Origin of the sequence: Pseudomonas sp. dw_612, assembly GCF_018449725.1 — a bacterium.
GTDB lineage: Bacteria > Pseudomonadota > Gammaproteobacteria > Pseudomonadales > Pseudomonadaceae > Aquipseudomonas.
In genome coordinates, this window is sequence record NZ_JAAVVC010000019.1 from 48,707 (window position 1) to 70,532 (window position 21,826).

The 21,826-nt window shown below is 59.6% G+C and carries 19 protein-coding genes; 13 read left to right on the plus strand and 6 right to left on the minus strand.

What is annotated here, in order from left to right:
- The first annotated feature begins 66 nt into the window (after positions 1-66).
- The 3 genes from HB680_RS24230 (at position 67) to HB680_RS24240 (ending at position 3,959) form a co-directional block, all read left to right on the plus strand.
- Positions 67-2,553 carry a circularly permuted type 2 ATP-grasp protein gene (locus tag HB680_RS24230; RefSeq protein ID WP_213940964.1) on the plus strand — a complete coding sequence of 829 codons (2,487 nt, stop codon included), beginning with the start codon at positions 67-69 and terminating at the stop codon, positions 2,551-2,553.
- Complete coding sequence (locus tag HB680_RS24235) at positions 2,553-3,443, plus strand: transglutaminase family protein (protein ID WP_213940965.1); 891 nt, start codon at positions 2,553-2,555, stop codon at positions 3,441-3,443. Before HB680_RS24230 ends, HB680_RS24235 begins: the two co-directional genes overlap by 1 nt.
- A gap of 138 nt (positions 3,444-3,581) precedes the next feature.
- Positions 3,582-3,959: an NUDIX domain-containing protein gene (locus HB680_RS24240; protein WP_213940966.1), complete on the plus strand. Its 378-nt coding sequence runs from the start codon at positions 3,582-3,584 to the stop codon at positions 3,957-3,959.
- Positions 3,960-4,032: 73 nt separating this feature from the next.
- Here HB680_RS24240 and HB680_RS24245 read toward each other — a convergent pair whose 3' ends face one another.
- Both HB680_RS24245 and HB680_RS24250 read right to left on the minus strand, forming a co-directional pair.
- Positions 4,033-4,224, minus strand: a complete 192-nt coding sequence (locus tag HB680_RS24245; protein WP_018928487.1) for a hypothetical protein — start codon at positions 4,222-4,224, stop codon at positions 4,033-4,035.
- Positions 4,225-4,292: 68 nt separating this feature from the next.
- Entirely contained in the window at positions 4,293-4,880 is a 588-nt protein-coding gene (locus tag HB680_RS24250) for a TIGR00730 family Rossman fold protein (protein ID WP_213940967.1), read from the minus strand.
- Between the two features lie 343 nt (positions 4,881-5,223).
- On the opposite strand from HB680_RS24250, the gene azu reads away from it, so the two are divergent.
- Positions 5,224-5,670: an azurin gene (azu, locus tag HB680_RS24255; protein ID WP_213940968.1), complete on the plus strand. Its 447-nt coding sequence runs from the start codon at positions 5,224-5,226 to the stop codon at positions 5,668-5,670.
- A 201-nt stretch (positions 5,671-5,871) separates the two neighbouring features.
- On the opposite strand, the gene nadE is transcribed toward azu, so the two are convergent.
- The 3 genes from nadE to HB680_RS24270 all read right to left on the minus strand — a co-directional run bounded on the left by nadE (position 5,872) and on the right by HB680_RS24270 (position 9,061).
- Positions 5,872-6,699 carry an ammonia-dependent NAD(+) synthetase gene (gene nadE / locus HB680_RS24260; protein WP_213940969.1) on the minus strand — a complete coding sequence of 276 codons (828 nt, stop codon included), beginning with the start codon at positions 6,697-6,699 and terminating at the stop codon, positions 5,872-5,874.
- A 4-nt stretch (positions 6,700-6,703) separates the two neighbouring features.
- Entirely contained in the window at positions 6,704-7,927 is a 1,224-nt protein-coding gene (gene pncB / locus HB680_RS24265; protein WP_213940970.1) for a nicotinate phosphoribosyltransferase, read from the minus strand.
- A gap of 231 nt (positions 7,928-8,158) precedes the next feature.
- A complete protein-coding gene (locus HB680_RS24270) occupies positions 8,159-9,061 on the minus strand; it encodes a LysR family transcriptional regulator (RefSeq protein ID WP_201189475.1) in 903 nt (300 codons plus the stop codon).
- Between the two features lie 174 nt (positions 9,062-9,235).
- On the opposite strand from HB680_RS24270, the gene HB680_RS24275 reads away from it, so the two are divergent.
- From HB680_RS24275 to HB680_RS24315, 9 genes are all read left to right on the plus strand, one after another.
- A complete protein-coding gene (locus HB680_RS24275; RefSeq protein WP_213940971.1) occupies positions 9,236-10,726 on the plus strand; it encodes an aldehyde dehydrogenase family protein in 1,491 nt (496 codons plus the stop codon).
- Positions 10,727-10,887: 161 nt separating this feature from the next.
- Positions 10,888-12,171, plus strand: coding sequence for an FAD-binding oxidoreductase (locus HB680_RS24280; RefSeq protein ID WP_213940972.1), 1,284 nt, complete (start codon positions 10,888-10,890; stop codon positions 12,169-12,171).
- A 364-nt stretch (positions 12,172-12,535) separates the two neighbouring features.
- On the plus strand, positions 12,536-13,669 hold the full coding sequence (locus HB680_RS24285; RefSeq protein ID WP_213940973.1) for a branched-chain amino acid ABC transporter substrate-binding protein: 1,134 nt from the start codon (positions 12,536-12,538) through the stop codon (positions 13,667-13,669).
- A gap of 171 nt (positions 13,670-13,840) precedes the next feature.
- Entirely contained in the window at positions 13,841-14,755 is a 915-nt protein-coding gene (locus HB680_RS24290) for a branched-chain amino acid ABC transporter permease (protein WP_054044085.1), read from the plus strand.
- A 3-nt stretch (positions 14,756-14,758) separates the two neighbouring features.
- Complete coding sequence (gene livM / locus HB680_RS24295) at positions 14,759-16,042, plus strand: high-affinity branched-chain amino acid ABC transporter permease LivM (protein WP_213940974.1); 1,284 nt, start codon at positions 14,759-14,761, stop codon at positions 16,040-16,042.
- Positions 16,039-16,914, plus strand: coding sequence for an ATP-binding cassette domain-containing protein (locus HB680_RS24300; RefSeq protein WP_213940975.1), 876 nt, complete (start codon positions 16,039-16,041; stop codon positions 16,912-16,914). Before livM ends, HB680_RS24300 begins: the two co-directional genes overlap by 4 nt.
- Positions 16,911-17,627, plus strand: coding sequence for an ABC transporter ATP-binding protein (locus HB680_RS24305; protein WP_213940976.1), 717 nt, complete (start codon positions 16,911-16,913; stop codon positions 17,625-17,627). Before HB680_RS24300 ends, HB680_RS24305 begins: the two co-directional genes overlap by 4 nt.
- 1,025 nt (positions 17,628-18,652) lie before the next feature.
- Positions 18,653-19,423 carry an SDR family oxidoreductase gene (locus HB680_RS24310; protein WP_054044081.1) on the plus strand — a complete coding sequence of 257 codons (771 nt, stop codon included), beginning with the start codon at positions 18,653-18,655 and terminating at the stop codon, positions 19,421-19,423.
- Positions 19,424-19,605: 182 nt separating this feature from the next.
- A complete protein-coding gene (locus tag HB680_RS24315) occupies positions 19,606-20,511 on the plus strand; it encodes a cation diffusion facilitator family transporter (RefSeq protein ID WP_213940977.1) in 906 nt (301 codons plus the stop codon).
- Between the two features lie 102 nt (positions 20,512-20,613).
- On the opposite strand, the gene HB680_RS24320 is transcribed toward HB680_RS24315, so the two are convergent.
- The gene (locus HB680_RS24320; protein WP_213940978.1) at positions 20,614-21,741 is read right to left on the minus strand and encodes an AGE family epimerase/isomerase; all 1,128 of its coding nucleotides are present in this window, start codon (positions 21,739-21,741) and stop codon (positions 20,614-20,616) included.
- Positions 21,742-21,826: the final 85 nt, after the last annotated feature.

Genomic DNA, 21,826 nt, shown 5'->3' on the forward strand with positions numbered 1-21,826 from the left:
TTCGTATATCCGAGCGTCATGAGCCTGCGTTAGTCTGACCGTTCTTTGCTGTCTGCCGAGCTTTCCATGCCTGACCTGCTTGACCGCTACCCGCTGACGGCGGGCACTTATCACGAACTGCTCGACGACAGCGGCGCGGTGCGTCCGCACTGGCGTCGGCTGTTCGACCAATTGCAACGCAGCACCCCGACACAACTGGTGCAGCGCCAGGCGTTGCTGACCCGACAAATCCAGGAAAACGGCGTGACCTACAACGTCTACGCCGACCCCAAGGGCGCCGATCGTCCGTGGGAACTGGACTTGTTGCCGCATGTGATTGCCGCCGATGAGTGGCAGCAATTGTCCGCCGGGATTGCCCAACGGGCGCGCCTGCTCAACGCGGTGCTGGCGGATCTGTATGGCCCGCAGCGGTTGATCGCCGAAGGGCTGCTGCCGGCCGAACTGGTGTTCGGGCACAACAACTTTCTATGGCCTTGTCAGGGCATTTCGCCGCCTGACGGGGCTTTTCTGCATCTGTACGCCGTGGACCTGGCGCGCACCCCGGACGGTCGCTGGTGGGTGACGGCGGACCGGACTCAGGCGCCGTCCGGTGCCGGTTATGCGCTGGAAAACCGCACTATCGTGTCCCGGGCCTTTCCCGAGTTGTACCGGGATTTGAAGGTGCAACACCTGGCCGGGTTCTTCCGCACCTTGCAGGAAACCCTGGCCCGCCAGGCGCCGAGTGACGATGAGGCGCCGCTGATTGTGCTGTTGACGCCGGGGCGATTCAACGAAAGCTATTTCGAACATTTGTACCTGGCGCGCCAGCTCGGTTATCCACTGGTGGAGGGCGGCGACCTGACGGTGCGCGACGCCACGGTCTACCTGAAAACCTTGAGCGGCCTGCGTCGGGTGCACGCGATCATGCGTCGTCTCGACGATGACTTCTGCGATCCGCTGGAACTGCGCACCGACTCGGCGCTCGGCGTGCCGGGCTTGCTGGAGGCTGTGCGTCAGGGCCGGGTGCTGGTCGCCAATGCCTTGGGCAGTGGCGTGCTGGAATCGCCGGGGCTGCTGGGCTTTTTGCCGAGGATCAACCAATTCCTGTTCGGCGAAGAACTGATCCTGCCGTCCATCGCGACGTGGTGGTGCGGTGAAGCGCCGGTGCTCGCGCAAGCGCTGGAAAAACTGCCGGAATTGCTGATCAAACCAGCGTTCCCGTCCCAAAGTTTTACCCCCGTGTTCGGCCGTGACTTGAGTGAAAAACAGCGTCAGGCGCTGGCCGAGCGCATGCAGGCGCGGCCTTATGCCTATGTTGCGCAAGAACTGGCGCAACTGTCTCAGGCGCCCATCTGGCAGGCCGAGGACGGTCAACTGCAACCCCGGGCCATCGGCATGCGCGTGTACGCGGTGGCCAGTCGCGATGGCTATCGGGTGTTGCCCGGTGGATTGACCCGAGTGGCCGCCGAGGCCGACGCCGAAGTGGTGTCGATGCAGCGCGGCGGCGCGAGCAAGGACACGTGGGTGCTCGGCGAGCGAGCCCCGAGCGGCGAACAATGGAAAACCCAGCGTACGATCGGCGTCCATGATCTGGTGCGGCGCGATCCGTATCTGCCGTCGCGGGTGGTGGAGAACCTGTTCTGGTTCGGTCGTTACTGTGAGCGCTGCGATGACAGCGCGCGGTTGCTACGGATCATGCTGGCGCGCTATGTCGACGGCGATGACCCGCAAGCACTGGAAGCGGCGGTGGATCTCGGTGAGCGACTGAATCTGTTGCCGGATGAGGGCGAGTTGCCGGAACGCTTGCTGGCCGCATTGCTTGGCGATGACTGGCCGTTCAGCCTGCGTTCCAACCTGCAACGTCTGCAATGGGCGGCCTCGCAAGTGCGCGGCAAGCTCTCCCGGGAAAACTGGCAGGCGCTGGTGGAATTGCAGCGCGAAGCCATGGAGCTGGAAACCGAAGAGCCGGATTTCGGCGAGTTGCTGGATTTCCTCAATCGTCTGGTCATGTCCCTGGCCGCGCTGTCCGGTTTTGCCCTGGACGACATGACCCGGGACGAAGGTTGGCGTTTCCTGATGATCGGCCGGCGCATCGAGCGTTTGCAGTTTCTCAGCGGCAGCCTCGCGGCATTCCTGCGTGGTGCGGGCGCCTTCGATCAGGCCGGGCTGGAATGGCTGCTGGAACTGGGCAATAGCAGCATCACCTACCGCTCGCGCTATTTGGCGGTGGCGCAGTTGATTCCGGTGCTCGACCTGTTGCTGCTGGATGAGCAGAACCCGCACGCGGTGCTGTTCCAGTTGAAACTGGTGACCCGGACCTTGAAGCGCTTGAACGATGATTTCGGTGCCCCGCGAGAGGCGGGGTTGCCACGGTTGGTGGAGCGCTTGATGCACTTCGATCTGGGTTGTCTGGAAAACTCGCTGTTTGGCGAGGCGAGCGTTCACGCGGCGGTCGAGGGCTTGGCTGATTTGCTGCAAGAGATTGCCGATGCCAGCGGCCAGGTTTCGGATCGTCTGGCCTTGCGTCATTTTGCCCATGTCGATGATGTCAGCCAGCGCACGGTGTCCGTCTGATGAATGCCCGTTACCAGATTTTCCACGACACCCATTATCACTACGACAGCCCGGTGTCCCTGGCCCAGCAACTGGCGCACCTGTGGCCGCGACCCTGTGATTGGCAGCGCTGCAGCGCGCAAGCATTGCTGATCAGCCCGGCCCCGACGACCCGTCGTGATGAACTGGACGTGTTCGGCAATCCGTTGACCCGGTTGGCCTTCGAGCGACCCCATGATGAATTGCTGGTCAACGCCGAGCTCACGGTTGAAGTGCTGGCCCGGCCGATTCTGGATTTCAATCAATCCCCGGCCTGGGAAGAAACCCGCAACGCGCTGACCTACAGCAGCCAACCGCTTTCACCGGAGCTGCTGGAAGCCTGTCGTTATCGTTTCGAATCGCCGTACGTGCATTTGAAGCGCAACTTCGTCGAGTTTTCGGAAAGCTGCTTTCCACCGGGGCGGCCGCTGCTGCTGGGCGTCCAGGCGTTGATGGAGAAGATTTTCAGCGAGTTCACCTTCGATGCCGAGGCAACTCAGGTGGCCACGCCGTTGGTGGAAGTGCTGGAGCGGCGGCGCGGTGTCTGTCAGGACTTCGCGCACCTGATGCTCGCATGTGTGCGTTCGCGGGGGCTGGCGGCGCGGTACATCAGTGGTTATCTGTTGACCCAGCCACCACCAGGACAGCCACGGCTGATCGGCGCCGATGCTTCGCATGCCTGGGTTTCAGTGTTTTGTCCGGTGCTGGGCTGGGTGGATTTTGACCCGACCAACAATGTGCAACCGGCGCTGGAGCACATCACCCTGGCCTGGGGCCGGGATTTTTCCGATGTGTCGCCGTTGCGTGGGGTGATTCTTGGCGGCGGCAATCATGATCCGGAAGTCCGAGTCACGGTGATGCCGCTGGATTAACAGAGATCCCCTTGTGGGAGCGGGCTTGCTCGCGAAAGCGGTGTATCAGTCGATATCAATGTGGCTGACACACCGTATTCGCGAGCAAGCCCGCTCCCACAGGGGGGGATGGAGTGTCAGTGAAAAGGAGGAAATCCGATGTTCCCGGTTTCAATCAAAGGCGTCCTGCAATCCCCCGAAGGCCAAATCGTGCTGATGCTCAACGAGCGCGATGAATGGGAATTACCCGGCGGGCGAATCGAGCTGGGCGAGACGGCGCCGGACTGCCTGGCACGGGAAATCGCCGAGGAGCTGGACGTTGAAGTGGTGGTGGGAGAGCCGCTGGATTCGTATCTGTTCGAGGTGATCCCGGGCAAACACGTGTTTATCTCGACTTACCGCTGCCAGTTGCTGGGCGGTTTTGCGCCGACGATCAGTCATGAACACAAGGAGATCGGGCTGTTTGATCCGACGCATCTGCCGGCTAACTTGCCCAAGGGGTATCGCGATTCGATTCACAAAGCGTTGGGCCTGTGAGGGCCAGCAGCGACGCTGCTGGCCCTGGACACAGATCCGGTGAGCCTGATCAGATCATCGGGCCCTGAGGGTCTCAGGCGTCGGGCGCCTGATCTTTCGGTGCTTCAACATCATCTTCTGCGGCCACTTCGCCTTCTGCATCCGGGTTCAGTGCTGCTGCTTCTTCTTCAGCTGTAGCTTTCTTGCGCTGAAGCTTTTCCTCTTTCTTCTGCTCCTTGGCCAAGTCTCTCTGACGTTTGGCGAAGGAATAATTAGGTTTAGCCATGGGCGATCCTCTGGGGTCGAAGGTGAGGTTGAGCGGCGCATATTCTGCCCTGTATCGGTGCCGAGCCGTTAGCTGGGTTTTTGCTCGATCCACTTTGGCACCACGGTTGGCTGCCAAGCGTCCAGAGCATCGAGCAGGGTTTGCGGCGATTCGCTCACTTGCAGCATGTCACGGTGTGGTTCGCGAACGAAGCCTTCGCCGACGATATGATCAAGAAAAGCGGTCAATTGGCCATAGAAGCCGTTTACTTCGAGCAAACCGAGGGGTTTTCCGTGGTAGCCGAGCTGGCCCCAGGTCCAGACTTCGAACAGTTCTTCCAGGGTGCCGAGGCCGCCGGGCAGCGCAATAAATGCGTCGCTGAGTTCAGCCATCCGCGCCTTGCGCGCATGCATTCCATCGACCACTTCCAGACGCGTCAGGCCACTGTGACCGATTTCCTTGTCCTTGAGGCTTTGCGGGATGATCCCGATCACCTCGCCACCCGCCGCCAGCGCCGCATCGGCGACGATCCCCATCAGCCCGACGGCGCCGCCGCCATAGACCAGGGTCAGCTTGCGCTCGGCCAATGCACGCCCCAGGGCGACGGCCGCTTCACGGTAAGCCGGGTTGGTGCCAGTGCTGGCACCGCAAAATACACAAACGGACGCGATAGACATGCCTTACTCCAGGGTCAGGATGGCCACAGAGTAAAGGCAGGCAAGCGTCGATCCAAGGGTTAAACCTCGCGTTGAGGTGTTTCGTAGGTGCCGCTTGCGCCACAGGCGTAGGCGGCGAGCAAACTGCGCAATAAGCTGTTGATGGACATGACAGGCGCTCCATATAAGGGATGACGACCTGAGGATAGGGCCGTACCAGACGCCTGGCTGTTAGATTGTTTCGATGAGTGTCATAGCCCGAAAGTTGTATACAATTTTTGATTCAGGTCATAGGAACTTGCGAAGTTTTCAGGCAGTCTTCTGTCCATTCGACTTTTCGTTAACCCTGCCTTGGAGATTCACCATGTTTGCCAAACTTGTTGCGGTATCCCTGCTGACGCTGGCCAGCAGCCAATTGATGGCTGCCGAGTGCAAGACCACCATCGATTCCACTGATCAGATGTCCTTCAACAGCAAGGCCATCGAAATCGACAAGAGCTGCAAGACGTTCACCGTTGAGCTGACCCACTCCGGCAGCCTGCCAAAAAACGTTATGGGCCATAACTGGGTGCTGAGCAAAGAGGCTGACATGCAGCCGATCGCCACCGCAGGCCTGGCCGCCGGTATCGACAAAAACTACCTGCCTGAAGGCGACGCTCGCATCATCGCCCACACCAAGATCATTGGTGCTAAGGAGACAGACTCTGTGACCTTCGACGTGTCGAAGCTTGATGCTGCCGAGAAATACGGTTTCTTCTGCTCGTTCCCTGGCCACATCTCGATGATGAAAGGCACGGTTACCCTGAAGTAAGTCAGGCCACCGCGTTATCGTTCTTCGCGAGCAAGCCCGCTCCCACAGGAGATCGTCTGCGAGCACAGTATTTGTGTTCAGCACAGATCCAATGTGGGAGCGGGCTTGCTCGCGAATGGGCCTTCAGCATCGACAAATGCTTGAGCCAAAGAAAAGCCCGCTGCGGATCAACTCCTTCAGCGGGCTTTTTTTATTCACCGATCAAGGCGCAAACGGCATCACCCGCTTGTGATGCGTCTTTTTGTACGTGTCACAGATGATCTTGAACGCTTCCTCACGCACCGGCTCGCCATGCAGGAACGCATCGATCTCGGCATACGTCACGCCATGGGACGCTTCGTCCGGCTTGCCCGGCGACAGGTCTTCAAGGTCGGCAGTCGGGATTTTTTCCACCAGCGACTCCGGCGCGCCGAAGCTGCGGGCAATCGCCCGCACCTGATTCTTTACCAACCCGCTCAACGGTGCCAGATCGCAAGCGCCGTCACCGAACTTGGTGAAGAAACCCATCACCGCTTCTGCTGCATGGTCGGTGCCGATGACCAGTCCGTGGGCCGCGCCGGCGATGGTGTACTGGGCGACCATGCGCATCCGCGCCTTGGTGTTGCCGAGCACGAAATCCACCGACACCGCGTGCTTGCCTTCGAACGCCGCGACTTCACTGGCCAGGGATTTGACCGCCGGGCCGATGTTCACCGTGTGGCGTTCGTCCGGGGCGATGAAATCCACTGACGCTTGCGCATCGTGCTCATCGAACTGGGTTTCGTACGGCAGGCGCACGGCGATGAATTTGTAGCTGTCATCACCGCTGCGGGTACGCAGTTCGCGCATGGCGCGCTGGGCCAGCAGGCCGGCGGTCAGGGAATCGACGCCGCCGCTGATGCCCAATACCAGGGTCTTGAGCCCGGAATTGACCAGGCAATCCTGGATAAAAGTAATCCGCCGGGCGACTTCGGCCTCGAGGGCGGCCTGGTCGGCGAATGGCGGCTGAACCTTGAGCTGATCAGCAATCTCACGCTGTACGGCTTGCATGAATTCACTCCTTGCTGGAAATACTGGAAAGGGCAGGGACTTTGAAAACGTGTCGCAAATAGGCGACGAAATTCGGGTCTTTGCAATGAGTCTTGCCAGGCTCGTCGGAGATCTTCGCCACCGGTTGGCCGTTGCAGGCGGTCATTTTAAGCACGATGCTCATCGGTTCAACACCCGGAATGTCACAGGTCAGATTGGTGCCGATGCCGAAGCTGACATTGATCCGACCCCGCAATGCGCGGAATATTTCCAAGGACTTGGGCAGCGTCAGGCTGTCGGAGAACACCAGCGTCTTGCTCATCGGGTCGATGCCGAGCTTGTGGTAATGGGCGATGGCCTTTTCCGCCCAGAGCACCGGGTCACCGGAGTCATGGCGCAAGCCGTCGAAGAGCTTGGCGAAATACAGGTCGAAATCACCGAGGAAGGCATCAGTGGTGATGCAGTCGGTGAGGGCGATCCCCAGCAAGCCGCGATATTCGCGGACCCAGCAATCGAGGGCGGCAATCTGGCTGTCGATCAACCGTGGACCGAGTTGCTGATGGGCCATGATCCACTCGTGGGCCATGGTGCCCAGGGGTTTCATGTCCAGCTCGCGGGACAGGTGCACGTTGCTGGTGCCGACGAAGCGCCCGGGGAAGTCGTGCTTGAGCACGTTCACCACTTCCTCCTGCACGCGGTACGAAAAGCGACGACGGGTGCCGAAATCGGCGACCTGCAACTCGGACAATTCGTCACTGCTGGCATTGCTGGTCAGCCAGTCGAACTTGCGATAGAGCTGCTCGCGGGCCTGCTCCAGCACGACTTCCCGGTAGCGATAGCGGTTACGCACTTCGCTGACGATCGCCAGCATCGGCACTTCGAACAAAATCACATGCAGCCACGGGCCGCGCAGGCGGATGAACAATTCGCCGTTTTCAATGCCGGTGTGGACGTAACGCAGATTGAAGCGGAACAACCCGAGAAAGCGCAGGAAATCCGGCTTCATGAAGCTGATGCGCTCGAGGAAACTCAACTGGTCGGCGCTCAGGCTCAACTCGGCCAGGCGCTCGATCTGGTAACGGATCTCCGCCAGGTACGGGCGCAAATCCTCACTGTTGCGGCAACGGAACTCCCATTCGACTTCCACGTTAGGGTAGTTGTGCAGCACCGCCTGCATCATCGTCAGTTTGTAGAAGTCGGTGTCGAGCAGGTTCTGCACGATGCGATCGCCGAATACGCTCTCGCTCATAAGGGAATCTCCAGGCTGGCCGCGGCCCGTGGTCGCGACGTTTCAGCTGTATCAATGAATGGGGCTAGTGGCGCATATCAGGGGGGCGGATTGCCAGCGATTTTTGCACTGACGCAGATTGCTTCGTTGTAGGAGCTGCGATCTTTTGATTTTGATTTTTTAAGATCAAAAGATCGCAGCCTCGTTTCACTCGACAGCTCCTACACAGCTCCTACACCGCTCCTACAGGGCTTATTCGGTGGGATTGTCGATCTGCTCCAACATCCACTTCACAAAGTCCCGCACCTTGGGCACTTCCGCCGAATGTTCGGGGTAGGCCAGGTAGTACGCGTCGGAACTCGGCATCGCGTGCTGCCAGGGTATGACCAGTTTGCCGTCAGCCAATTCCTCTTCCACCAGAAACCGTGGTAACAGCGCCACGCCGCAGCCGACTTGCGCCGCGCGGATGCACATATAAAAGGTTTCGAAGCGTGGGCCGTGGTAGCTGTGTTCGGTGTGATAGCCCTGGCTGTCGAACCAGTCGTGCCAGGCCTGGGGGCGGGAAGCGTTTTGCAGCAGGACCAGGTCGGTGAGTTGCGTCGGATCGGTGAACGGCGTGTCCGGCAGGCTGCCCGGCGCGCAGACCGGCACCAGCTCTTCGCCGAACAGCTTCAGGCTTTCGGTGCCGGGTCGCGAGCCCTGGCCGAAGTAGAAGGCCAGGTCGCTGCGACCTTGCAGCAGGTCGTCGGCTTCCTGTTCGCTGCACAAATCGAGGTGAATCGACGGATGACGCAGGCGCCAGCCTTTCAGGCGCGGCACCAGCCAGCGGGCGCCGAAGGTTGGCGGCGTCGAGACGCGCAAGACTTCGGTGTCCCCGCCGTAGGAGCGCAGGTAATGGGTCGACATCTCGACCTGCGTAAGGATTTTTCGCACCTCTACCAGGTACAAATCACCGGCCGGGGTCATTTGCAGACGTCGGCGTACCCGGCGGAACAGCAGGTGTTGCAGCAGCTCTTCGAGTTGCGCCACCTGTTTGCTGACGGCGCTCTGGGTCAGGTTCAGCTCTTCGGCGGCCCGGGTGAAGCTCAAATGCCGGGTCACGGCCTCGAAACACTGCAATGCGGTGATCGACGGCAAGTAGCGTTTATTCAGCATGGGTGGTCCTTTTTCTTGTTTCTTTGCTGCCAGCAATGCGAAGCATGAATAAACGGAATGATATCTCGCTTAATGGTCGTTTGTTGGCTCGTCTCGGGGGAGCTACAACTACAGGTCTGATCAGCCGTGAAATTCCGGCTGCACGATTTCCGTTTTTTGCTTGAGGAGTGACCCATGGTTGCCGCATTGCTTGATCGTCTTGGTGTAAACCCGGCCCTGTACCAGAACGGCAAAGTGCCGGTGCATTCGCCGATCGATGGCAGCCAGATCGCTGCCGTGAACTGGGAAGGCGCCGCCGAAGTCGAGCAACACATCAGTCGCGCAGATCATGCGTTCGACTTGTGGCGCAAGGTCCCGGCACCGCGCCGTGGCGAACTGGTGCGTCAACTGGGCGATATCTTGCGCGAATACAAGGCTGATCTCGGAGAGCTGGTCTCCTGGGAAGCCGGCAAGATCACCCAGGAAGGCTTGGGCGAAGTGCAGGAAATGATCGACATCTGCGATTTCGCCGTTGGTCTGTCCCGCCAGTTGTACGGCTTGACCATCGCGTCCGAGCGTCCTGGCCACCACATGCGCGAAACCTGGCATCCGCTGGGCGTTGTCGGTGTGATCAGTGCGTTCAACTTCCCGGTCGCGGTCTGGGCCTGGAACGCCGCGCTGGCGCTGGTTTGCGGTAACCCGGTGATCTGGAAACCGTCGGAAAAAACTCCGCTGACCGCACTGGCCTGCCAGGCGCTGTTCGATCGCGTGCTGAAAAACTTCAGCGATGCACCGCCGCACCTGAGCCAAGTGATCATCGGCGGCCGCGATGCCGGCGAAGCCCTGGTCGATGACCCGCGTGTCGCACTGATCAGCGCCACCGGCAGCACCCGCATGGGCCGTGAAGTGGCGCCGAAAATCGCTGCGCGTTTCGCCCGCAGCATCCTCGAACTGGGCGGCAACAACGCGATGATCCTCGGCCCAAGCGCCGACCTGGACATGGCCGTTCGCGCGATCCTGTTCAGCGCCGTCGGCACCGCTGGCCAGCGCTGCACCACCCTGCGTCGCCTGATTGCCCACGAATCGGTGAAAGAAGAAATCGTCACCCGCCTGAAGGCTGCGTATTCCAAGGTCCGCATCGGCAACCCGCTGGAAGGCAACCTGATCGGCCCGCTCATCGACAAAAACAGTTTCGAAAACATGCAGGAAGCGCTGGAACAAGCCTTGAGCGAAGGCGGCCGGGTGTTCGGCGGCAAGCGTCAACTGGAAGACAAGTTCCCGAATGCCTACTACGTGTCCCCGGCGATCGTGGAAATGCCGGAGCAGAGCGACGTGGTTCGCGATGAAACCTTCGCGCCGATCCTTTACGTGGTCGGCTACACCGACTTCGCCGAAGCCCTGCGCTTGAACAACGCTGTACCCCAAGGCCTGTCTTCGTGCATCTTCACCACCGACGTGCGTGAAGCCGAGCAGTTCATGTCCGACGTGGGCAGCGACTGCGGCATCGCCAACGTCAACATCGGCCCGAGCGGCGCGGAAATCGGCGGGGCGTTTGGTGGTGAGAAGGAAACCGGCGGTGGTCGTGAGTCGGGCTCCGATGCATGGCGCGGCTACATGCGCCGCCAGACCAACACCGTGAACTATTCGCTGGAGTTGCCGTTGGCTCAAGGCATTACGTTCGACTAAGCACGCCCCTTGAACCCATGAAGATCCAATGTGGGGGCGGGCTTGCTCGCGAAAGCGGTTTTTCAGTCACATAGATGTTGGATGTGCTGACGCTTTCGCGAGCAAGCCCGCTCCCACACTGGGAATGGTGTGTTGGTTAGGTTTCTGATTGGAGTCTGGCAATGCCGTTACGCGAAGAGTGTCTGTGGGAAAAACTGACGCCACAAAGGCCCGACAATACGGCGCTCAAGGGTGAAGTGAAGGTCGATGTCTGCGTCATCGGCGCCGGGTTTACCGGGCTGTCGGCGGCGGTGCATTTGTTGGAGGCGGGTAAAAGCGTCTGTGTGCTGGAAGCGCATCGCGCCGGTAATGGCGGGTCCGGGCGCAATGTCGGGCTGGTCAACGCCGGGATGTGGATTCCGCCGGACGAGGTTGAAGCCGGGTTTGGCGAAGCGGTGGGCAGTCAGCTCAACCGCATGTTGGGAGCGGCGCCGTCCCTGGTGTTCAGCCTGATCGACAAACACACCATCGATTGCCAGTTACGCCGCGAAGGTACCCTGCACATGGCGCACAACGCCCGTGGCGAAGCGGACTTGCGCAGTCGTGAAGAACAATGGAAACGTCGCGGGGCACCGGTCGAAATGCTGACCGGCCAAGCCTGTGAACAGGCGATCGGCACCAAAAAGATCGCCGCCGCGCTGCTGGATCGGCGTGCCGGCACCCTCAACCCGATGGCTTACACCACGGGGCTGGCCAAAGCGGCCATGGGCCTCGGTGGTCAGCTGTTCGATCACTCACCGGTGACCCGCCTCGAACGTCAGGGCCAAAAGTGGTCGGTACAAACCGCCCAAGGCTCGGTGCTCGCCGATCAGGTGGTAATCGCCTCCAACGCCTACACCGAAGGTGACTGGACCGAGCTGCGACGCAATTTCTTCCCCGGTTATTACTACCAAGTGGCTTCGGTTCCGCTGACCGAAGAGGCCGCGCAGCAAATCCTGCCTGGTGGTCAGGGCTCCTGGGATACGCGCCAAGTGCTCAGCAGCGTTCGTCGCGATAAAGACGGGCGGCTATTGCTTGGCAGTCTCGGCAATGGCAATCAAAAACCGACCTGGTTCTTGAAGGCCTGGGCCGATCGGGTTCAGCAGCACTATTTCCCCTACCTCAAACCGGTGGAATGGGAATGCACATGGACGGGTCGCATCGCCTTTACTCCCGACCACCTGATGCGCCTGTTCGAACCGGCTCCCGGCATAGTGGCAGTCACCGGTTACAACGGCCGGGGCGTGACGACTGGCACGGTGGTGGGTAAAGCGTTTGCCGACTATTTGTGTAACGGAAATCCTCAAGCGCTACCGATTCCGTTCGCGCCGATGCAGCCCTTGGCGGGGGCCGGCTTGCGCAGTTGTCTCTATGAGGCCGGTTTTTCGCTGTATCACGCAGGCCAGTGCCTGCGGATCGTCATCTGATTGTTGAAATATGTTGCTGGAAGCGGCGCTTTTTCGCGCAGCGACTAGCCTGTAATGGTGCGGGTTGTAGCAGTTTGCGCACCAGCAGTGTGCACTTAGGTGACGCACGTTGTTACAGGCCGGTTGCACGTCGTTTGGCGCCGCGGTTGCAATGATGGCGCGTGCGGGTTGCGCCTTTTAATAAATATGGTTTCACCTTCCGCGGTTTAGACGGTTGCACGCCCAATGAAAATGGGAACGAAACAGTCGAAAAAACAATAAAGCAGCGACTTGTTCAAGAATAAAAAACCGATGGCACGGCCCTTGCTCTGAGCATTCAGTGAAGTCGCAGTGCCAACTAAAAAAAACCTTGGAGCACCACCTCATGTCCCAGACGTTTTACAAGAAAGGCTTTCTGGCCCTCGCAGTGGCAGCTGCGTTGGGTGTTTCTGCGTTTGCACAGGCCGATGTGAAAATCGGTGTGGCAGGTCCAATGACTGGCGCCAACGCGGCATTTGGCGAGCAGTACATGAAGGGTGCACAGGCAGCAGCCGACGCGATCAACGCTTCGGGCGGCGTCAACGGGGAAAAAATCGTACTGGTGAAGGGCGATGACGCCTGCGAACCGAAACAGGCTGTGACGGTCGCCAAGGACCTGACCAACCAGAAAGTCGCTGGCGTGGTCGGTCACTTCTGCTCCTCGTCGACCATCCCGGCTTCCGAGATCTACGACGAAGCGGGCATCATCGCGATCACCCCGGGTTCGACCAACCCACAAGTCACCGAACGCGGCCTGAGCGCCATGTTCCGTATGTGCGGGCGTGACGACCAGCAGGGCATCGTGGCCGGCGACTACATCGTCGACGTACTCAAGGGCAAGAAAGTTGCCGTATTGCACGACAAAGACACCTACGGCCAAGGCCTGGCAGATGCCACCAAGGCTCAACTGGTCAAGCGCGGCGTAACGCCAGTGCTGTACGAAGGCCTGACCCGTGGCGAGAAAGACTTCAGTGCCGTGGTGACCAAGATCCGTGCGGCCGGTGCCGACGTGGTCTACTTCGGCGGCCTGCACCCAGAGGCGGGTCCACTGGTTAAACAGCTGCGTACCGAAGGCCTGAAAGACGTGAAATTCATGTCCGATGACGGCATCGTGACCGACGAACTGGTGACCACCGCTGGCGGCCCGCAATACGTTGACGGCGTGCTGATGACTTTCGGCGCCGACCCACGCCTGCTGCCAGACAGCAAAACCGTGGTAGACGCCTTCCGCAAGGCCGGCACCGAGCCTGAAGGCTACACCCTGTACGCCTACGCTTCGGTCCAGACCTTGGCCGCTGCCTTCAATGGCGCCAAGTCCAACAGTGGTGAAAAAGCTGCCGAGTGGCTGAAGAAAAACCCGGTCAAGACCGTCATGGGCGAGAAAACCTGGGACAGCAAGGGCGACCTGAAAGTCTCCGACTACGTGGTTTACCAGTGGGACAAGGACGGCAAATACCACCAGCTGGAAAAACAGAAGTGATATGAACGGTTGACTCGCCCGGTGCCTTGCGCGCCGGGCAGTCAAAGAACATGTCCGTGCAGTACCTGTCTTTTCTCGTAGAGCTGCACCTAACCGTGTTGCGCTGGCGGCTGAACCCCGGTCCGTTGCAACCCGCTTCTGTGCAGTCTCTCAAATGCGTGAGATTGCGTTATGGATGGTATTTTCCTGCAGCAACTGGTCAACGGCCTGACCCTCGGGTCGGTCTATGGCCTGATCGCCATCGGCTACACAATGGTCTATGGCATCATCGGCATGATCAACTTCGCCCACGGCGAGGTTTACATGATTTCCGCTTACCTCGCGGCAATCAGTCTGGCTCTGCTGGCTTACTTCGGTATTGAATCCTTCCCGCTGCTGATGCTCGGCACACTGGTCTTCACCATCATCGTCACGGCGGTGTATGGCTGGGTCATCGAGCGTGTCGCTTATAAACCGCTGCGCAACTCCACACGACTGGCACCGCTGATCAGCGCCATCGGTATTTCCCTGATCCTGCAAAACTACGCACAGATCGCCCAAGGCGCTCGCCAACAAGGTGTTCCAACCCTGCTGACCGGTGCGTGGCGCGTTGAAGTAGGCACGGGCTTCGTCCAGCTCACCTACACCAAGATCTTCATTCTGGTTGCAGCGTTCGTCGGTATGGGCCTGCTGACCTATGTCATCAAGTACACCAAGCTCGGCCGCATGTGCCGCGCCACCCAGCAAGACCGCAAGATGGCCTCGATTCTGGGGATCAACACCGACCGCGTGATTTCCTACGTGTTCATTATCGGTGCAGCGATGGCGGCCCTGGCCGGCGTGCTGATCACCATGAACTACGGCACATTCGACTTCTATGCCGGCTTCGTGATCGGGATCAAGGCGTTCACCGCCGCAGTACTCGGTGGCATCGGTTCGCTGCCTGGCGCGATGCTCGGCGGGATCATCCTCGGGATTTCCGAGTCGCTGTTCTCAGGTCTGGTGAATTCGGACTACAAAGACGTTTTCAGCTTCTCGCTGCTCGTTCTCGTTCTGGTCTTTCGGCCCCAAGGCCTGCTCGGCCGTCCTCTTGTGTCGAAGGTGTAAGCGATGTCTTCAACCACTAAAAAAACCATTGATCTCAAAAGAAGCCTGGTTGACGCGATTCTTGCCGGCCTCGTTGCCCTGATTGTGTTCGGCCCGATTGTCGGCGTGGTCCTCGACGGCTACGGCTTCAACCTGCAACCGACACGGGTGGCGTGGATTGTCGCCATCGTCATGGCGGGCCGCTTTGCCTTGAGCCTGTTCCTGCAAACCCCCAAAGGCCTGAAAATCCTCGAAGGCTTTGAAAGCACCGGCTCCGGGGTTCATGTACTGCCGCCGGATTACAAAACCCGCTTGCGCTGGATCATCCCGCTGGTGATCGTCATTGCCGTGGTGTTTCCGTTCTTCTCCAACTCTTACCTGCTGGGTGTGGTCATCCTCGGTTTGATCTACGTGTTGCTGGGCCTGGGTCTGAACATCGTGGTCGGCCTCGCCGGCCTGCTCGACCTCGGTTATGTGGCGTTCTACGCCATCGGTGCCTACGGTCTGGCGCTCGGTTATCAATACCTGGGACTGGGTTTCTGGACGGTGCTGCCGTTGGCGGCGATTACCGCTGGCCTTGCCGGTTGCATCCTCGGTTTCCCGGTGTTGCGTCTGCACGGTGACTACCTGGCGATCGTGACCCTGGGCTTCGGTGAAATCATCCGCCTGATCCTCAACAACTGGCTGTCCCTGACCGGCGGCCCGAACGGCATGCCGGCTCCGCTTCCGACTTTCTTTGGCCTTGAGTTCGGCAAGCGGGCGAAGGACGGTGGAGTGCCTTTCCATGAGTTTTTCGGCATCGCCTATAACCCGGATGTGAAGTATTACTTCATCTACGCGGTGTTGTTCCTGGTGGTTCTGGCCGTGCTCTACATCAAGCATCGTCTGGTCAAGATGCCGGTCGGCCGCGCCTGGGAAGCCCTGCGTGAAGACGAAATCGCCTGCCGCTCCATGGGCCTGAACCACGTACTGGTCAAGCTCTCGGCGTTCACCATCGGTGCATCGACGGCGGGTCTGGCGGGCGTGTTCTTCGCGACCTATCAAGGTTTCGTCAACCCGACCTCGTTCACCTTCTTCGAGTCGGCGCTGATCCTCGCCATCGTGGTACTCGGCGGCATGGGTTCGACCATCGGCGTGGTGATTGCGGCTTTCGTACTGACCGTCGCCCCGGAACTGTTGCGTGGCTTCGCGGAATACCGCGTGCTGCTGTTCGGCGTGTTGATGGTGTTGATGATGATCTGGCGACCGCGCGGCCTGATTCGGATCAGCCGTACCGGTGTGACCCCGCGTAAAGGAGTAGCGCCATGAGCGAAGTCGTACTCTCGGTCGAGAAGCTGATGATGCACTTCGGCGGCATCAAGGCGTTGAGCGATGTCAGCCTCAAAGTCCACCGCAATTCGATCTTCGCCCTGATCGGCCCCAACGGCGCAGGCAAGACCACGGTGTTCAACTGCCTGACCGGGTTCTACAAGGCCTCCGGCGGCAAGATCGAACTCAATGTACGTGGCGAGCAGACCAACGTTATCCAGTTGCTGGGCGAATCGTTCAAACCGGTGGATTTCGTTTCGCCGAAATCCTTCCTCAGTCGTATGTACTACAAGATGTTCGGCGGCACCCACCTGGTGAACCGTGCCGGCCTGGCGCGGACGTTCCAGAACATTCGCCTGTTCAAGGAAATGTCGGTGCTGGAAAACCTGCTGGTGGCGCAGCACATGTGGGTCAACCGCAACATGCTCGCCGGCATCCTCAACACCAAGGGCTACCGCAAGGCTGAAAGCGATGCGCTGGACCACGCCTTCTACTGGCTGGAAGTGGTGGACCTGGTGGACTGCGCCAACCGTCTGGCTGGTGAACTGTCCTACGGCCAGCAACGCCGTCTGGAAATCGCCCGCGCCATGTGCACCCGGCCGCAGATCATCTGCCTCGACGAACCGGCCGCCGGCCTCAACCCTCAGGAAACCGAAGCGCTGAGCGCGATGATCCGGCTGCTGCGCGACGAGCACGATCTGACCGTGGTGCTGATCGAACACGACATGGGCATGGTAATGAGCATTTCCGACCACATCGTGGTGCTGGACCACGGCATCGTCATCGCCGAGGGCGGGCCTGACGCCATTCGTAACGACCCGAAAGTGATTGCGGCCTACCTCGGCGCTGATGAAGAGGAAGTGGTGCTATGAGCCAACCCATCCTCGAACTGAAGGATCTGGACGTGTTTTACGGGCCGATCCAGGCCCTGAAGAAAGTCTCGCTGCACATCAACGAAGGTGAAACCGTCAGCCTGATCGGCTCCAACGGCGCCGGCAAATCGACCCTGCTGATGTCGATTTTCGGCCAGCCCCGGGCGGCTGACGGGCAGATCATCTATCAGGGGGTGGACATCACCCACAAATCGTCCCACTACATCGCCTCCAACGGCATTGCGCAGTCGCCGGAAGGGCGGCGAGTGTTCCCCGACATGACCGTCGAGGAAAACCTGCTGATGGGCACCATCCCGATTGGCGACAAGTACGCCAAGGAAGACATGCAGCGCATGTTCAAGCTGTTTCCGCGGCTCGAAGAGCGACGGACCCAGCGGGCCATGACCATGTCCGGCGGCGAGCAGCAAATGCTTGCCATCGCGCGCGCACTGATGAGCAGGCCGAAACTGCTGTTGCTTGATGAGCCGAGCCTGGGTCTGGCACCGATCGTGGTGAAACAGATCTTCGCCACCCTGCGGGAACTGGCGAGCACCGGTATGACCATCTTCCTGGTCGAGCAGAACGCCAACCACGCGCTCAAGCTGTCGGACCGGGCGTACGTGATGGTCAACGGCGAGATTCGCCTCACAGGCACCGGCAAGGAGCTGCTGGTGAATGAGGAAGTGCGGAACGCTTATCTCGGCGGGCACTAAAACGTAAACCCCACAAAAACGCCCTGACGAACTCAGGGCGTTTTTTTGTGCCCGTGGGTTTGTAGGAACTTGTAGGACTCTGTAGGAGCTGTCGAGTGAAACGAGGCTGCGATCTTTTGATCTTGTTTTTAAAAATCAACGTCAAAAGATCGCAGCCTCGTTTCACTCGACAGCTCCTACACAGCTCCTACACGGGACCGCGAAGTGAGGTAAAGGGAAATTGTGGAAAACAATATTCACAAGCTCTCAAAGCGCGACATAAAGCCGCTGCAAATAGTTGTTTTGTCACGCTTTTGACTTGTCCCCGTTTGCTGTGGAGCTGGCTGTGAATAACGTGGGAGTAGCTGGCTGGAAGCCGCTAAAACCGTGGCTTTCAAGCGTGTGGTTGTTTTTTGATCAGGCGTTTTTCCCTGAGCATGAGCCGCCGTTGTCAACCTTTTTGTTGCGGGCCAAAAGCGCCACATTCAAGGTATGCCAGCCTGTGGATAAGTCTGTGGTTAAACTCTGGAAAGACTCGGCTGAGGGCCGTCGTTGCTGGCTTGGCGCCATCGTCGGTTCAAGTGGCGATCGTGCAAAATGCCATGGGGCTACACGGCGGACCTTCGAGGGTCAAGCAAAAAAATTTCTATTCTGCTCGCAAAGCCTTATGCACAGCGGCTTCCAGCTTTTGTACTTGCCCCCAAAGACTGTGGACCGGCCTGTGGATAACGTGCGCGCACATGGCTGCAAGCCACGTTGGATAAGCTCTCGCGTGAGTTGAACGTTTTTTGTACAGATGCAACCCGTGTAGCAGCTGGCGAAGCCTGCGTTCGGCTGCGCAGCAGTCGTAAACCATACGACGCCACTTTCACTGTGTGTCCCGATAGGCGACTGCTGCGCAGTCGAACGTAGGCTTCGCCAGCTGCTACTGGAATTGGTGGTGGTCTATCGAGTTGTGCCGGTTGCCGGTAAGTGCCGCGCCGGGCATGCTGGCGGCTGATTTTCTATTCCAATGGCTGCTGATCAGCCGAAGCAAGGAGAACACGATGTCCAACACCCTGTTTATCACCGGCGCAACCTCCGGTTTTGGCGAAGCCTGTGCCCGTCGTTTTGCCGAGGCTGGCTGGAAACTGGTGCTGACCGGCCGTCGTGAAGAGCGCCTCAATGCCCTGTGCGCCGAGTTGTCGAAGCAGACCGAGGTCCATGGCCTGGTGCTCGACGTGCGTGATCGCAAGGCCATGGAGGAAGCGATTGCCAACCTGCCGCCGTCCTTCGCCAAGCTGCGCGGGCTGATCAACAACGCCGGCCTGGCCCTGGGCGTGGATCCGGCGCCCAAGTGTGACCTGGACGACTGGGACACCATGGTCGATACCAACATCAAAGGCCTGATGTACAGCACTCGGCTGCTGCTGCCACGCCTGATCGCCCATGGTCGCGGCGCCGGCATCGTCAACCTCGGCTCCATCGCCGGCAACTACCCGTACCCGGGCAGCCACGTGTATGGCGCGAGCAAGGCGTTCGTCAAACAGTTCTCCCTGAACCTGCGCTGCGACCTGCAAGGCACCGGCGTACGCGTCAGCAACATCGAGCCAGGCCTGTGCGAGAGCGAGTTTTCTCTGGTGCGTTTCGCCGGTGACCAGGAGCGCTACAACGCCACCTACGCCGGTGCCGAGCCGATTCAGCCGCAAGACATCGCCGACACCATCTTCTGGGTGCTGAACGCGCCGGCGCACATCAACATCAACAGCCTGGAGTTGATGCCGGTGAGCCAGACCTGGGCCGGGTTCTCCATTGAGCGTAATGGCGGCAAGGCTTAAGACCGCGTTATCGTTCTTCGCGAGCAAGCCCGCTCCCACAATGGACCTGTGTTCGCAGATCTAATGTGGGAGCGGGCTTGCTCGCGAAGAGGCCGGAACTGACAAAACAAGGCATAAGGTAGACTCCTCTCCCAACAACCCCACCGCGCCCCGCGGTTTTCAAGGTTTTCAGAGGAGGCTACGTGAGTAACCGAGGTGAGCAGTCGCTGCTCAAACAATCGACCATCCTGATGTTCGCCGTGGCGATCGCCGGGATTGTCACCGGTTTCGTTTCAGGTGCCCAATCCATCCTGTTCGATGGTTTTTTCTCGTTGATCGCGACCTTTATCAAGGTCCTGATGTTGATCACCGCCAAACTGATCGCCAAAGAAAGCAACCACCGTTTCCAGTTCGGCTTCTGGCATCTGGAGCCGATGGTGTTGCTGATCGAAGGCAGTTTCCTGTTTTTGATCGCGATCTATGCCTTTCTCAACGGCGTGTTCGGCATCATCAATGGTGGTCGCGAGATCGAGCTCGGGCTGGTGATCATCTACGCGGCGGTGTTTACCGTCGTCGAGTTCGCGTACTTCTTCTACGTTCGCCATCGCAACCGCAAGCTCAAATCGACGCTGATTCAGTTCGACAACATCAGTTGGCTGGTGGACGCCATGTTGTCAGTGGGCCTGTTGGTGAGTTTCCTCACCGCGCTGCTGCTCAAGTCCCAGGGTTATGGCGAGTGGGCGGTGTATGTCGACCCGCTGATCCTGATTCTGCTGGCCCTGAGCATGTTGCCGCCGGCCTTCAAAATCCTGCGTCCGGCATTGCGCGATGTGCTGGGGATTGTCCCGGATCAATTGAACGACAAAGTGCGTCAGGTGATGGACGCGGCCAAGGTCGAGCATGGTTTCGATGACTACAGCTCTTACGTGCAGAAGCACGGACGGGCGCGGTTTATCGAGATTCATGTGGTGTTGCCGGCGGATTATCGGCTGGAGAGCGTGGGGCAACTGGATACGCTGCGCGAGGAGATTTCCGCGAAGCTGGGTCAGGCGGATGCGGCGCGATGGCTGACCATTAGTTTTACCGGGGATCGGAAGTGGATTGCGTGATAGATCGGTGACCTCTTCGAGGCCATTCGCGAGCAAGCCCGCTCCCACATTGGAATGCATTCCCCTGTTGGAGCGGGCTTGCTCGCGAAGGCAATCTTCCAGTCAGCGCAGATAGTCGACCAACCCGCGGTAGCACGTCGCCAAATGATAAGGCGTGGTCGAAGGCATGTCCTTGCGACTCACTTCGCCTTGCGCATCTCGACATTCATACCAGCCGCCTCCATGCAGAAACCGCTGCTGCAACGCCTGTAATTGGCGCAGCACTGCCGCTTCACTATCAGGCCGTAAAGTCAGCGCCCGCAGATACTCGGCCTGGGCCCAGATTCTTTCGGTGCCATCCTTCGGGCAGCCATCCAGATCGAGCATTGCCCTCACGGCGCCCGTCTGCGGATCAACACCCAGTTGCTCAGTGAACGCAAATGCGCGATCCAGCGACGCATGCAACTTCGATCCACGCAGCAACTGCGAGGATTCCAGCAGGAAATACCATTCGAATTGGTGGCCCGGCTCGAACCAGTTATCCACAGCCCCCAACGGCTTTTCCATCAACACGCCGGTTTGCGGATCGATGAACTGTTTTTGCATGGCTGTGCATAACTCAACCAGTGCACCTTGGGCGGCAGCGTCTGGGCGCACTGAAAGCGTGGCGAGGAAGGCTTCGGCCAAATGCATCAGCGGGTTTTGCAATGGGCCGGTCTTGAGTGAGGACCAATCGCGCTCCAGGCAAGCTTCGTACAGACCGTCGTCGGTGGCGAAGCGTTGCGCGACCACTTCCAGCGCCGCGTTAAGCACCGACTCCACCAGCGGTTCGCGCGCCTTGTCCCAGTAATGGGCGCAGGCGAACAGGATGAAGGCGTGGGTGTAGAGGTCTTTGCGCTGATCCAGCGGCGCGCCCTGCGGGTCGATGCTGTAGAACCAGCCACCGTGCTCGGCGTCGTGAAAGTGCTGCTGCAAGGAACGGAACAGCGCCGCCGCACGTTCTTCGGCCGCCGGCATCTGGCCGATCAGACTGGAAAACAGGTACAGCTGACGCGCGCAGGCCATGGCTCGATAGCGTTGCGGTGGCAGCGGATGATGCCCGGCGTCCAGCGCTTCATACGGCAGTGCCATCGCGGCGTTCCAGCCGGGGCCTTGCCAGAGCGGCACGATCACGCCCTGGAAGTGCTGTTGCACCGAGGCGAACAGGGCGGTCAATTCAGGCTGAGAGGCAGAGCGGGAAGCATGAGGCATTGGCTGGCGTCGTCACGGCAGGGGCGATTGCGCGACATGTTAGCAGAGAGGCCGACCCGAGAGAGGGGATGTCTGTCAGGCCGCC